Origin of the sequence: Cellulomonas sp. URHD0024, from assembly GCF_000426185.1 — a bacterium.
Classification (GTDB): domain Bacteria; phylum Actinomycetota; class Actinomycetes; order Actinomycetales; family Cellulomonadaceae; genus Cellulomonas.
On sequence record NZ_AUEW01000001.1, the window covers coordinates 775551 to 788976 of the forward strand.

The 13426-nt window shown below is 68.3% G+C and carries 14 protein-coding genes; 8 read left to right on the top strand and 6 right to left on the bottom strand.

The window, feature by feature from the left end:
- Window positions 1–109 precede the first annotated feature (109 nt).
- The 5 genes from I847_RS0103630 (at window position 110) to I847_RS0103650 (ending at window position 5140) form a co-directional block, all read left to right on the top strand.
- Window positions 110–757, top strand: coding sequence for a heme-copper oxidase subunit III (locus tag I847_RS0103630; protein ID WP_081680390.1), 648 nt, complete (start codon window positions 110–112; stop codon window positions 755–757).
- A 68-nt stretch (window positions 758–825) separates the two neighbouring features.
- Window positions 826–1611 (top strand): cytochrome c, encoded by a 786-nt coding sequence (locus I847_RS0103635; protein ID WP_028048604.1) that lies wholly within the window; start codon window positions 826–828, stop codon window positions 1609–1611.
- On the top strand, window positions 1608–2651 hold the full coding sequence (locus I847_RS0103640) for a Rieske 2Fe-2S domain-containing protein (RefSeq protein WP_369751698.1): 1044 nt from the start codon (window positions 1608–1610) through the stop codon (window positions 2649–2651). Before I847_RS0103635 ends, I847_RS0103640 begins: the two co-directional genes overlap by 4 nt.
- A complete protein-coding gene (locus tag I847_RS0103645; protein ID WP_028048606.1) occupies window positions 2648–4399 on the top strand; it encodes a ubiquinol-cytochrome c reductase cytochrome b subunit in 1752 nt (583 codons plus the stop codon). The genes I847_RS0103640 and I847_RS0103645 overlap by 4 nt, the downstream gene beginning before the upstream one ends.
- 114 nt (window positions 4400–4513) lie before the next feature.
- Complete coding sequence (locus I847_RS0103650; protein ID WP_028048607.1) at window positions 4514–5140, top strand: superoxide dismutase; 627 nt, start codon at window positions 4514–4516, stop codon at window positions 5138–5140.
- Between the two features lie 73 nt (window positions 5141–5213).
- Here the strand turns inward: I847_RS0103650 and I847_RS21750 are convergent, their stop codons facing one another.
- From I847_RS21750 to coxB, 4 genes are all read right to left on the bottom strand, one after another.
- Window positions 5214–5612, bottom strand: coding sequence for an META domain-containing protein (locus I847_RS21750; protein ID WP_081680394.1), 399 nt, complete (start codon window positions 5610–5612; stop codon window positions 5214–5216).
- Between the two features lie 62 nt (window positions 5613–5674).
- Window positions 5675–6073 carry a cytochrome c oxidase subunit 4 gene (locus tag I847_RS0103660; protein WP_028048608.1) on the bottom strand — a complete coding sequence of 133 codons (399 nt, stop codon included), beginning with the start codon at window positions 6071–6073 and terminating at the stop codon, window positions 5675–5677.
- Entirely contained in the window at window positions 6070–7881 is a 1812-nt protein-coding gene (ctaD, locus tag I847_RS0103665) for a cytochrome c oxidase subunit I (RefSeq protein ID WP_028048609.1), read from the bottom strand. Before ctaD ends, I847_RS0103660 begins: the two co-directional genes overlap by 4 nt.
- Window positions 7881–8765 carry a cytochrome c oxidase subunit II gene (gene coxB / locus I847_RS0103670; RefSeq protein ID WP_028048610.1) on the bottom strand — a complete coding sequence of 295 codons (885 nt, stop codon included), beginning with the start codon at window positions 8763–8765 and terminating at the stop codon, window positions 7881–7883. The genes ctaD and coxB overlap by 1 nt, the downstream gene beginning before the upstream one ends.
- Window positions 8766–9072: 307 nt before the next feature.
- On the opposite strand from coxB, the gene I847_RS0103675 reads away from it, so the two are divergent.
- Both I847_RS0103675 and I847_RS0103680 read left to right on the top strand, forming a co-directional pair.
- Window positions 9073–10209 carry a cysteine desulfurase family protein gene (locus I847_RS0103675; protein ID WP_028048611.1) on the top strand — a complete coding sequence of 379 codons (1137 nt, stop codon included), beginning with the start codon at window positions 9073–9075 and terminating at the stop codon, window positions 10207–10209.
- Window positions 10209–10427, top strand: coding sequence for a sulfurtransferase TusA family protein (locus I847_RS0103680; protein WP_028048612.1), 219 nt, complete (start codon window positions 10209–10211; stop codon window positions 10425–10427). Before I847_RS0103675 ends, I847_RS0103680 begins: the two co-directional genes overlap by 1 nt.
- Before the next feature lie 41 nt (window positions 10428–10468).
- Here I847_RS0103680 and erpA read toward each other — a convergent pair whose 3' ends face one another.
- A complete protein-coding gene (gene erpA, locus I847_RS0103685; RefSeq protein ID WP_028046529.1) occupies window positions 10469–10819 on the bottom strand; it encodes an iron-sulfur cluster insertion protein ErpA in 351 nt (116 codons plus the stop codon).
- 150 nt (window positions 10820–10969) lie between these two features.
- The gene (locus I847_RS0103690) at window positions 10970–12163 is read right to left on the bottom strand and encodes a glycerate kinase (protein WP_028048613.1); all 1194 of its coding nucleotides are present in this window, start codon (window positions 12161–12163) and stop codon (window positions 10970–10972) included.
- A 59-nt stretch (window positions 12164–12222) separates the two neighbouring features.
- On the opposite strand from I847_RS0103690, the gene nadA reads away from it, so the two are divergent.
- Window positions 12223–13425: a quinolinate synthase NadA gene (nadA, locus tag I847_RS0103695; protein WP_028048614.1), complete on the top strand. Its 1203-nt coding sequence runs from the start codon at window positions 12223–12225 to the stop codon at window positions 13423–13425.
- Window position 13426 lies beyond the last annotated feature (1 nt).

Sequence of the window (13426 nt, forward strand, 5' to 3'; positions counted from 1 at the left end):
CCACGGCCGCCTCTGCCGTACCGGCCACCCCACGGATCCTGACGATGTGACATTTACCCGCCGACACCGCGCCGTTCCAATGGCCCACGGCGGGGCCGGGTCAGCCATAATGGCCAACGTGTCGACCGCAACGGCTGCCCCCCGCACCAGCCCACACGTGAGCGTGAACCGTCCGAACCCAGTGTCGGTAGGGACGATCGTGTGGCTGGCCAGCGAGCTCATGTTCTTCGCCGGCCTCTTCGCCATGTACTTCACGCTGCGATCCGCAGCGCCTGACGAGTGGACGTTCTGGACCGCGAAGCTGAACATCCCGTTCGCCACGGCCAACACGATCGTCCTGGTGCTCTCGTCCGTGACCTGCCAGGCCGGAGTGTTCGCGGCCGAGCGGTTCCAGCCGGTGCGCAGCGGGTCGCTGCTGAACGTTCGCCGGTGGGGCATGAACGAGTGGATGACCCTCACCTACGTGATGGGCTCGGTCTTCGTCGCGGGCCAGATCTTCGAGTACGCGAACCTCGTCCGCGAGGGCCTGACGCTGTCGTCCAGCCCCTATGGCTCGGTGTTCTACCTGACGACCGGCTTCCACGGTCTGCACGTGCTCGGCGGACTCATCGCGTTCATCTTCCTGCTCGGTCGCTCGTTCAGCGCGAAGCGCTTCGGCCACCACGAGGCGACGACCGCGATCGTCGTCTCGTACTACTGGCACTTCGTCGACGTCGTCTGGATCGCGCTGTTCGCCATGATCTACCTGCTCAAGTAGCACCGGTGGGCGTCGCCGCCCGCCAGAGCTGAACCCCCATCCCCAACGTGCGAGACGAGGATCGATCCGTGAAGGCACTCGCAGCCCGCAGGCAGGATCGGCGCGCGCCGATCGTGCTGCTCCTGCTGGCGCTGCTGCTCACCGGTGCGCTGTACGCGGTGCTGGCACCGACATCAGCGGGCGCGGCGACCGTGAAGGCGGACGCCACCGACATCGCCACCGGTGAGAAGCTGTTCCAAGCCAACTGCGCCACGTGCCACGGACCGTCGGCGGCAGGCACCGCAAGTGGTCCCTCGTTGATCGGCGTCGGCGCCGCAGCCGTGGACTTCCAGGTGGGAACCGGTCGCATGCCGGCGCAGATGAACGGCCCGCAGATCGAGGCCAAGCCGGTCCAGTTCGAGCAGGAGGAGATCAACCAGCTGGCGGCGTACGTGGCGTCGCTCGGTGCGGGGCCTGCCATCCCGACCGCGGAGATGGTCGACCCCAAGCTGGGCGACGCTTCGAACGGGATGGCGATCTTCCGCACCAACTGCGCGATGTGCCACAACGCGGTCGGCGCCGGTGGCGCACTTTCGCAGGGCAAGTTCGCGCCCAAGCTGTGGGACACGACGCCGACGCACATCTACGAGGCGATGCTCACCGGCCCGCAGTCGATGCCGGTGTTCAACGACGCGAACATCACGCCGGAGGAGAAGCGCGACGTCATCGCGTTCATCGACCAGCAGGGCGGCGCGTCCCCGGGCGGCCTGACCCTCGGCGCCCTCGGCCCTGTCAGTGAAGGCCTCTGGGCGTGGGTGGTCGGGCTCGGCCTGCTCATCGGCGCAGCGGTCTGGATCGGAGCGAAGTCCTCGTGAGCATTCACGACCCGGCCCCCGAGGCCACGACCGACAACTCGCTGATCCTCCGCGAGGACGGCACCTACCCCGAGCGGTTCGAGGACCCCGGCCACCCGGAGCACCACGACCGCATGGGTGACCTGGACCCCAAGGCGAACAAGAAGGCCGAGCGTCAGGTCGTCTTCCTGTTCGTGATCTCGATCCTCGCCACCATCGGCTTCCTGATCGCGTACTTCGCGGTCCCGCCGGGCGACCAGCCGCACACGATCCTGCGGTCGAACCTGCTCCTCGGCCTCGGCCTGGCCGTATCCCTTCTGGGCATCGGGATCGCCGCTGTCCACTGGGGCAAGGCCCTGATGAACGATCACGAGAAGGCCGAGGACCGGCACGAGCAGCGCAGTTCCGACGACACCCGTGCGGCTGCCGTCGAGGTGCTCAAGGAAGGCGCTGCGGACTCGGCGATCGGTCGTCGCGGGCTCCTGCAAGGCACCATGATCGGGGCGCTCGCACTCTTCCCGCTGGCGATCGTCGTGCCGATCGTCGGCAATGTCGGCGGCGACTGGGACGTCAGCAAGTTCAAGTACACGATGTGGCGCAAGGGCACCCGACTCACGACGGACCCGACGGGCCGGCCGATCAAGGCGTCGGACGTGACCATCGGGTCGATCTTCCACGTCCAGCCGGACAAGCTCGACGAGCAGGAGCACCCGCTCGACGAGAAGGCGAAGTCGATCGTGCTCCTGGTCCGACTCGATCCTGAGGATCTCAAAGAATCCGAGGACAAGAAGAGTTGGTCCTACAACGGGATCGTCGCATACTCGAAGATCTGCACCCATGTGGGATGTCCGGTCGCGCTGTACGAGCAGCAGACTCACCACCTCCTGTGCCCGTGCCACCAGTCAACGTTCGACGTGGCAGACGGAGCAAAGGTCGTGTTCGGACCGGCGAAGCGGCCCTTGCCGCAGCTGCCGATCACCGTCGATGACGAGGGCTATCTGATCGCACAGAGCGATTTCCATGAACCCGTCGGCCCGAGCTTCTGGGAGCGACTCACGTGACGACGACATCAACCCCCTCTCCTGTCGAGAAGATTGCTGCCGGCACCGCGGACTACCTCGACCAGCGCACCGGCCTCGGCACCGCCGTCAAGGTCTTCGCGCGAAAGATCTTCCCCGACCACTGGTCGTTCCTGCTCGGTGAGATCGCGCTGTACAGCTTCATCACCATCCTGATCTCGGGCGTCTTCCTCACCCTGTTCTTCGTCCCGAGCATGAACGAGGTGACGTACGACGGTCCGTGGGTGGCCCTTCAGGGACAGCACATGTCGGAGGCGTTCGCCTCGACGTTGAGGCTCTCGTTCGAGGTGCGCGGTGGCCTGCTCATGCGGCAGATCCACCACTGGGCCGCGCTGATCTTCATGGCCTCGATCGTCACGCACATGATGCGGGTGTTCTTCACGGGAGCGTTCCGCAAGCCTCGCGAGCTCAACTGGCTCGTCGGCTTCACGCTGATGATCCTCGGGCTCGCCGCGGGCTTCACCGGCTACTCGCTCCCCGACGACGTGCTCTCGGGCAACGGCCTGCGGATCACCGACGGTGTGGTGCGGTCCATCCCGGTCATCGGCAGCTATATCTCGTACTTCCTGTTCGGCGGCGAGTTCCCGGGTGAGGTGCTCATCCCGCGCATGTTCACCGTGCACATCCTCCTGATTCCCGGCATCATCCTTGCGCTGATCGGGCTGCACCTGTTCTTCGTCGTGCTGCACAAGCACACGCAGTACCCGGGGTCCGGACGAAGCAACAAGAATGTCGTCGGCTACCCGCTCTTCCCGATCTACGTAGCCAAGGCCGGCGGTTACTTCTTCATCGTCTTCGGTGTCATCGCGTTGATGGCGGCGACGATGTCGATCAACCCGGTCTGGAACTACGGCCCGTTCGATCCGTCGATCGTCTCCGCGGGCGCCCAACCCGACTGGTACATGTTGTTCCTCGAGGGTGCGCTGCGCATGATGCCCGGCTTCGCCGAGGTCGTCATCGGTCAGTACACGCTGTCGCTGAACGTCCTCATCCCTGCCGTGGTCGTCCCCGGGATCTTGTTCACCACACTCGCGCTCTACCCGTTCATCGAGGCGTTCGCGACGGGTGACCGCAAGGAGCACCACGTGCTCGACCGCCCGAGGAACCGACCGTTCCGGACCGCGTTCGGCGTGTCGCTCCTGACTGCGTTCTTCGTGCTCATCCTCGCCGGTTCCAACGACCTGATCGCCACCCACTTCCACCTGTCGATCAACGACATCACGTGGACGTTCCGGGCCCTGGTCTTCCTCGGACCCTGGTTCGCCTTCTGGATCACCAAGCGCATCTGCCTCGGCCTGCAGCGCAAGGACCGCGAGCTCGTCCTGCACGGCCACGAGACCGGTCGCATCGTCCGGTTCGCCAACGGCGAGTACATCGAGGTGCACAAGCCCCTCGACGCGCACGAGCGGTGGCTGCGGGTGCAGCACGACAACACTCGTCCGCTGGAGATCGAGCCAGCCGAGGACTCACGCGGCGTGCGCCGCAAGGGATACCGGCTGGACCGCATGCGGCAGCGCCTCTCGGAGACGTTCTACGAGGACCGCATCGAGCCGGTCACGCCCGCCGAGCTCGTCGCCGCGCACTCCCACGGAGAGCACGACGCGATCGGGAGCGGCGAGCCCGCCCCTGCCGAGCTGACAAGCGCGGGCACCCAGGCCGGCGTCGTCGGCGGTGGCCAGCACCTCGTGGATCCGAAGGACGAGACTGCCCCTGACGGGCGGAATCACTGATCCTGAGCAAGAGTTGTCCGAGGAGTCGGGCGGCTCGCCGTCACGGCGAGCCGCCCGCTTCTTCGTTTCTCAGGGGCGGACAGTCCCACACCGACGCAGGAGAGGTACTCACGCATGGCTGACTACTCGCTTCCGGATCTGCCCTACGACTACGCGGCGCTCGAGCCGCACATCTCGGGGCGCATCATGGAGCTGCACCATGACAAGCACCACGCGGCCTACGTCGCCGGCGCCAACACGGCGCTCGAGAAGCTCGCCGCGGCACGCGACGCCGACGACTTCGCCGCGGTGAACCTCCACGAGAAGAACCTCGCCTTCAACCTGGGCGGGCACGTCAACCACTCGGTGTTCTGGCAGAACCTCTCCCCCGAGGGTGGCGACAGGCCCACCGGCGAGCTGGGCGCCGCGATCGACGAGTTCTTCGGCTCGTTCGACGCGTTCCAGAAGCACTTCGCCGCGAACGCGATCGGCATCCAAGGCTCTGGCTGGTCGATCCTCGCGTGGGACTCGATCGGCCAGAAGCTCGTCATCGTGCAGCTCTACGACCAGCAGAGCAACATCGCTCTCGGCCTCGTCCCGGTCGTCGTGCTCGACATGTGGGAGCACGCGTTCTACCTGGACTACGTCAACGTCAAGGCGGACTACGTCAAGGCGTGGTGGAACATCGTGAGCTGGTCGGACGCCGCGGCTCGTTTCGAGCGCGCGCGCACGCAGACCTCCGGGCTGATCGTCGCCCTCTAGCCCTCTCTACGCCCCGCACAACGCCTGTGGGCCCGCACTCGTCGTCGAGTGCGGGCCCACGGCCGTCGTGCGCTCAGGAGACCTTCTCGAGCGTTCCGATCTTCTTGTCGCTGTCCCCCAGGACCGTCATGGTCTTGCCGTCGATCGTTGCCGACGTCGCTCCGGACAACCAGGTGTCGACGTCGCCGCACGCCATCATCGTGGCGGTGAACGGCCCGAGCTCGACCGTCGAGCCACTGATCTTCCAGGTCCCGTTCAGCTGGTTGCACCCGTCGGACCCGCTGACCGTCCCGTTCTTGAGGAACAGGAGGTCGACCAAGGGCTTGGAGTCCGGCTCGTTCCACTGTCCCGTGACGTCGGTGGACTTCAGGGAAGAGCCGGAGGAGTCGTCGCCGGCGCAGGCGGTCAAGGCCGCCCCCGCCAGCGCGACAAGGAGGATGGTTCGAGCCACGACTGCGCGAGGATGCCTCATGCCGTCGACGCTAGCAGGGCGAAATCCCTGCTCACACGGGCTGGAACACCCAGGTGAGGACGTCAGTGCGCGTGCTGCCCGCGAGAGAACTCGAAGACCCAGCCGACGAGTCCGATGACACCCAGGGCGACGCCGATGCCGACGAGCCAGAAGTCGATGGCGAGCCCCGCGAACGCGATCGCGGCGGCCACACCGAGGACGAGCGGCCACCAGCTCCACGGGCTGTACACACCCTGGTCGCCGGCGCCCTGCTCGATCTGACCGTTCGGGTCGTCCTCGGGGCGTTCGTCGATGCGGCGGCCCAGCAGCGCGAAGTACGCGCCGATCATGCCGACCAGACCACCCACGAGCGGGATGCCGACGGTCCCGACCGCCTCGCCACCGCTCCACCAGGCGTAGATCAGACCGACCGGTACGAAGAAGAGAACTCCGTAGAGGAAGAGCTTGGTCTCGAGCTTCATCGCGTCTCGTCCTCGTCCGTTCCGGCTCCGTCATCCACGATCGTCGCTGTGGACTGCTCGGGCTCGCCGGTCCCGTGCATGATCCGATCGCGGGCGACGCTCTGCTGGCCGCGGCGGTCCGACTCCCAGTCGAGCACAGGGTTGGGATCCGGCTCGACGAAGTCCATGGCAGCCACCTCAGGGTGGTGCAGGTCGAACGCCGGACGCTCCGAACGGATACGTGGCAGCGACGTGAAGTTGTGCCGCGGGGGCGGGCAGCTGGTGGCCCACTCGAGCGAGGCGCCGTAACCCCACGGGTCGTCGACGGTCACGAGCGGGGCGTTGCGCCAGGTCGTGTACACGTTCCAGAGGAAGGGCAGCGTCGACGCGGCGAGGATGACGGCGCCGATCGTCGAGACCTGGTTCATCGTCGTGAAGCCGTCTGCTGGCGAGTAGTCGGCGTACCGGCGCGGCATGCCCTTCACACCCAGCCAGTGCTGGATGAGGAAGGTGGTGTGGAAGCCGATGAACAGCATCCAGAAGTGCACCTTGCCGAGGCGCTCGTCGAGCATCCGGCCGGTCATCTTGGGCCACCAGAAGTAGAACCCGGCGAACATGGCGAACACCACGGTTCCGAAGACCACGTAGTGGAAGTGGGCGACGACGAAGTACGAGTCCGACAGCTGGAAGTCGAGCGCCGGGCTGGACAGGATGATGCCCGTCAGACCGCCGAACAGGAACGTGACAAGGAAGCCGATCGTCCACAGCATGGGCGTCTCGAACGTGATCTTGCCCCGCCACATCGTGCCGATCCAGTTGAAGAACTTCACACCGGTGGGCACCGCGATCAGCATCGTCATGAACGAGAAGAACGGCAGCAGGACCGATCCGGTGACGTACATGTGGTGCGCCCAGACGGTCACCGACAGGGCGGCGATGGCGATCGTGGCGTACACCAGACCGCGGTAGCCGAAGATCGGTTTGCGGCTGAACACCGGCAGGATCTCGGTCACGATGCCGAAGAACGGCAGCGCGATGATGTAGACCTCCGGGTGCCCGAAGAACCAGAACAGGTGCTGCCAGAGGATGGCGCCGCCGTTCTCGGGGTTGAACACCTGGGCGCCGAACCGTCGGTCCGCGCCGAGCGCGAACAGTGCCGAGGCGAGCGGCGGGAACGCCATGAGCACGAGCAGCGACGTCACCAGGGTGTTCCAGGTGAAGATCGGCATGCGGAACATGGTCATTCCGGGGGCGCGCATGGTGACGATCGTCGTGATGAAGTTGACGGCACCCAGGATCGTGCCGAAGCCGGCGAGCGCCAGCCCGAACACCCAGAGGTCTCCACCGAGCCCCGGTGAGTAGACCGTGTTGGACAGCGGCGCGTAGGCGAACCATCCGAACGACGCGGCGCCCTGGGGTGTGAAGAAGCCGAACCCGGCGATCGTGCCGCCGAAGAAGAAGAACCAGTACGCGAGCATGTTCAGCCGCGGGAACGCGACGTCGGGCGCACCGATCTGCAGAGGCATGATCACGTTGGCGAACCCGGCGAACAGGGGCGTCGCGAACAGCAGCAGCATGATCGTGCCGTGCATGGTGAACGCCTGGTTGTACTGCTCCTTCGACTGGAACACCTGCATGCCCGGGTCGAAGAGCTCCGCGCGGATGAGCAGCGCGAGGGTGCCGCCGACGGCGAACCAGACGAACGACGTGATCAGGTAGAGGTACCCGATCGTCTTGTGGTCGGTGGAGGTGATCCACTTGATCACCGTGCGGCCTAGCGTCTGGCGCGACGGCGCCAGTCCGGGGATGTGCTCCGCGACGGCAGCCATCAGTTCTCGCCTTCCTTCGCCGCGTCGGGCGCGGTGTCCTGCTGGCGGCTGTACTCGAGTCCGAGCGAGCCTTCCTGGCCCTTCTCCTGGAGCTCCTTGATGTGTGTGTCGTACTCCTCGCGCGAGACCACGTTGACGTTGAACAGCATCGACGAGTGGTACTCACCGCAGAGCTCGGCGCACTTGCCCTCGTAGAAGCCGATCACCCTCGGCGTGAGCTGGAAGGAGTTCGTCTTGCCGGGGATGACGTCCATCTTCATGAGGAAGTCGGGCACCCAGAACGAGTGGATGACGTCGCGCGAGTTGAGCGTGAACGTGACCGACTCGTCGACGGGGAGCCAGAGCGTGACCTGGTCACGCAGCACGCCCGTGCCGGCGCTGCCGACGTCCTGCGCGTGCTGGCCGGTCTCGTACGCGTCGTCGTCGAGGTAGTTGAAGTCCCAGCTCCACTGCTTGCCGATGACCTGCACGTGGTTCTCGGTCTTCGCCGACGTGTCGACGAGCGCCGTCGTGTCGCGGTTCGTGTAGTAGAACAGCACGCCGACCATGATGATCGGCAGGATCACGTACATGATCTCGAGCGGCACGTGGTACCGGAGCTGCACCGGGAGGGTGTCGTCCGCCTTGCGCTTCCGGTAGACGGTGACGCACCACAGGATCAGGCCCCAGGTGATGACGCCGACGATGAGCGCGGCGATCCAGGAGCCGACCCACAGGCTCGTGATCCGACCGGTCTGGTTGGTGATCTCGTGCTCCGACGAGCCAGGCAGGAAGCCTCGCTCCACCTGCTCGGAGCATCCGCTCAGGAGGACGACGGCGACAGCAAGCAGACCAGCCAGGACCAGCGCTGGCCGCCGCGTGCGGCGGGGGGTGTCCGGGTGCAACGGGGGGACCTCTCACTCGCGTCCCGTCGGCGCTCCCATGGTGCGGTGGCGTCGTCCGGGACCTTCGTCCTCGACTGGTGCAGCCTAGCGCCCCGGGCCGCGCGTTTCGTGCTGGGCTCGACTCTTGACGACGCCGTGTCAGCACGACGTTCGTCACGTCAGGCCCCGGTCCGCACGGGGGGTGCACAGCCCGGCGGGCCGTCCGGGAGGACCGTCTCCCGCCTGGTCACGCGCCTCGCGGGGTTAACGTGCCTCCGTGAGCACGAGTGGTGAACGCGAGACGACCCGACCGCGCGAGGCGCCCGTTGTGACCGACACCACTGTCGGGCGGGTCGTCCTCGACGCCGGCGGGCACGCTCCGCTGCTCGCGGAGGCCCGCGCCGCGTTCGTCGAGGCGCTGGACCAGGGGTGGGCGGACCCGCGCAGGCTGCATGCAGAGGGTCGGCGGGCTCGCATGCTGCTCGACGGCGCACGGGAGGCGATCGCCGCAGTCGTGGGCGTCCGGACGCAGGACGTCGACCTGTCTCCGTCGCACACCGCTGCGCTCCACGCGGCTGTTCGATCGGTGGCGCGGGGTCGTCGTCGCGTGGGTGGCGACATCGTCGTGGGCGCCGTCGAGCGCGCGGCCGTGCTGAATGCCGCCGATTTCGCCGGCCACCGGGTCACGGTGCCCGTCGACTCGACCGGTCGGGTGGATGCGCTCGCCTTCGCCGACGTCGTCCGCCTGCCTGGGGTAGCACTCGCGGCCCTGCAGCACGCGAACGGGGAGGTGGGCACGCTCCAGCCCGTCGGGGCCGTCCATGACGCTGCGCGCACAGCCGGTGTCCCGCTGCTCGTCGATGCGGGCGCGAGCCTCGGACACGTCGACGTGGGTGATGCCTGGGACCTGCTCGCCGGCGACTCGGGCGACTGGGGAGGTCCCGGAGGGCTCGGGGTGCTCGTCACACGCGCCGGGGTGCGTCGCTCCCCCGACTGGCCCGACGACGAGGACCGCTGGTTCCCCGGGGGCGTCAGCGTCCCCGCTGCGCTCGCCGCGGCCGTGGCACTGCAGGTGGCCACCGGTGCGCCGGACGACGTCCGCCGGCGCGAGCTGATCGACACGGTGCGCACGCGGGTGGCTGCCGAGGTCCCCGACGTCGATGTCGTGGGCGATGCCGTGGAGCGACTCCCCCACGTCCTGACCTTCTCCTGCCTCTATGTCGAGGGGGAGGCGCTCCTGGGCGCGCTGGACGCACGCGGGTTCGCGGTCGGATCCGGGTCGGCGTGCACGTCGAGCGCGCTCGAACCGAGCCACGTCCTTGCCGCCATGGGGGCCCTCACCCACGGCAACATCCGCCTCGCGCTACCCCGCGGCGCACGCTCGGCAGAGGTGGGCAGATTCCTGGACGAGCTGCCGGGCATCGTCGCGGCGGTGCGGGAGTCGTGGGGGGTCACAGCGCTGTGATCGTCGTCGACGCCCGTGGGTTGCGCTGCCCGGCACCGGTGATCCGGCTCGCCCGGGCCGCGAAGGACGCACCGGTGGGCAGCACGTTGACGGTGCTCGCGACCGATCCGGCGGCGGTGCACGACGTACCGGCCTGGGCCCGGATGCGCGGCCACGTCATGGTCGAGGCGACTCAGGCGGACGGCGTCCACTCGCTCACGGTCCGCACCCAGGCATGAGAAAGGGCCCCAGCCACGAGCCGGGGCCCTTCTCAGGCAGATCAGCTGAACGAGCCGCCGCACGCGCAGGCGCTGCCGGCGTTCGGGTTGTCGATCGTGAAGCCCTGCTTCTCGATCGTGTCGGCGAAGTCGATCGTCGCACCCTCGAGGTACGGGACGCTCATGCGGTCCACGACGACCTCGACGCCGTCGTAGTCCTTGACGGCATCACCGTCGAGGACGCGCTCGTCGAAGTACAGCTGGTAGATCAGGCCCGAGCATCCACCGGGCTGGACGGCGACACGAAGACGCAGGTCATCGCGGCCTTCCTGCTCCAGGAGGCTGCGCACCTTCCCGGCGGCGACGTCGGTGAGGAGGACGCCGTGCGTCGTGGTCTGCGTGGTCTCGCTCATAGTCTCTCCAGTGGGCTCACGGGATGGTGCGTCTGCGCAATCGGCCTTGGACCGTCTGCGTAACAGCACCCGGCGCCGAGTTGTTCCCCTCCAGGGTACGTCTCCCCCGCGCGATCATCGGTGTGCGGTGCGTCGCACCACGAGTGCGAGCTACCGCGACCACGTCCGAGCGACCCGGGTCGTGCGGGCGGCGAGAGTCTGCGCCGGGGCCTCCAGTGCCGCGCGCACCTCGTCCGGCGTCTCGCCGACGGCGTACGCCGCGGTGATCCCCGCGGCTGACAGTTCGCGTCGACCGACGAGCACCTCGCCGGCGAGCACGATCGTCGGGACCGCGTGCGCGAGCGCTCGGGACGCGACCTCGGTCGCCGCCTTACCGTGCAGCGACTGCCAGTCGAACCGCCCCTCGCCGGTCACGACGACGTCCGCCTCCGCGATCCGCGCGTCGAGGCCGACGGCCTCGGCGACGAATCCCGACCCGGGCACGAGGCGGCCCCCGACGAGGCCGAGCCCGAAGCCCAGGCCCCCCGCGGCGCCTGCTCCGGGCGCGGTGGTCAGGCGCGTCGTCGCCGACGTGGCTCGCGCACCGGCCATGAGGTCGGGACGGATCGCGTCCCCGAGCGCCGAGGTCGCGACGTGGGCGAAGTCCGACAGCGCACGCTCGAGCGCCTGGGCCTGGAGCGGTGTTGCACCCTTCTGCGGCGCGAACCCGGCACTCGCGCCCTGCAACCCGAGCAGCGGGACGTCCACGTCGGTCGCGACGACGAGGTCCACTCTGCGGAGGCGGTCACGGAGTGCTCGCAGGCCCGCGAGGTCGTCTTCCGTGACGGCGCCCAGGGGTGCGCCGCCACATGCCAGAGCGGTCGCCGAGACGCCCGGGACACCAAGTGCCTCCGCAAGCCCGACGAGAGCGCCCGCACCGGCGTCGTTCGTCGCCGACCCCCCGAGGCCGACCACGATCCGGGCTGCGCCGGCCGCGAGGGCTGCGGCCACCAGCTCGCCCACCCCGCGGGTCGTGGTCCGGCCGGGGTCGCGTCGGTCGACGGGCACCAGCGGCAGCCCGATGGCTTGCGCCGACTCCAGGTAGGCCGTCGCGCCGACGAGCAGGAAGACGGCCGGAACCTGCTCACCCACCGGGGACGTCACGGTGACCGGCACCAGCGAACCGCCCAGGGCGCGGTGCAGCGTCGCGACGAACCCTGGGCCCCCGTCGGACAGCGGGCAGGTGAGCACGTCGTCGTGCGGCGCGACCGCGCGCCAGGCACCGGCGATCGCGTCGGCCGCCTCGTCGGCGGTCAGGCTCGAGCCGAAGCTGTCGGGGGCGATGAGGACGCGCACGCCGTGCATCGTGGCACGGCTGGACCGCGTCGGCTCTCAGCAACGGGCCCGTGTGCGAGGATCGGCGCGTGAGCGTCACCACGGATCGCAGCACCTTTTCCGAGCCGGCTCCGTCGGCCCTGCTGCTGCTCGGGCGCGGCATCGACCTCGCCTCCGAGCGCGGGGTCGAGTGTGTCGGCGACCTTCCGGCAGCCAGCGACCCGGACCTCGTCGAACGGGCACGCGTCGCCCGCGCCGCGCTGGGAACCCGCGCGTTCGTGCTCGGCCACCACTACCAGCGCGACGAGGTCATCGACTTCGCCGACGTCACCGGCGACTCGTTCAAGCTCGCGCGGGAAGCCGCCGCACGGCCGGAGGCGGAGTTCATCCTCTTCTGCGGCGTGCACTTCATGGCCGAGTCGGCCGACATCCTGACGTCCGACCACCAGCAGGTCATCCTCCCGGACCTCGCGGCCGGCTGCTCGATGGCGGACATGGCGGCGATCGACCAGGTGGAGGACGCCTGGGACGTGCTCGTGGACGCGGGGATCGCCGACGCCACGGTGCCGGTCACGTACATGAACTCGACGGCTGCCATCAAGGCGTTCACCGGACGTCACGGGGGCACCATCTGCACGTCGTCGAACGCGCACGTGGCGCTGCGGTGGGCGTTCGACCAGGTCGGCGGGGTGGGCGGCGGCGGCAAGGTGCTGTTCATGCCCGACCAGCACCTCGGCCGGAACACGGCCGTGCTGCAGCTCGGGCTCTCCTTGGACGACTGCGTGGTGTTCGACCCGCGCAAGCCTGGCGGCGGGCTGACCACGCAGCAGCTGCGGGACGCCCGGATGATCCTGTGGCGCGGGCACTGCTCGGTCCACGGACGTTTCTCGGAGCGCAACGTCACCGACATCCGGGCGGCGGTCCCCGACGTGACGGTCCTCGTGCACCCCGAGTGCAAGCACGAGGTCGTCACCGCTGCGGACCTGGTGGGCTCGACGGAGTACATCATCAAGGCGTTGGACGCGGCCGAGCCCGGCACGTCGTGGGCGATCGGCACCGAGCTGAACCTCGTGCGTCGTCTCGCGACCGCACACCCGGACAAGAACATCCACTACCTCGACTCGACGGTCTGCTTCTGCTCGACCATGAACCGGATCGATCTGCCGCACCTCGTCTGGGCCATGGAGTCGCTGCTGGCCGGTCGCACCGTCAACCAGATCGTCGTCGACGCCGACGTCGCGCACTGGGCGCGGGTGGCCCTCGACCAGATGCTCGCACTGCCCGGGTACTGAC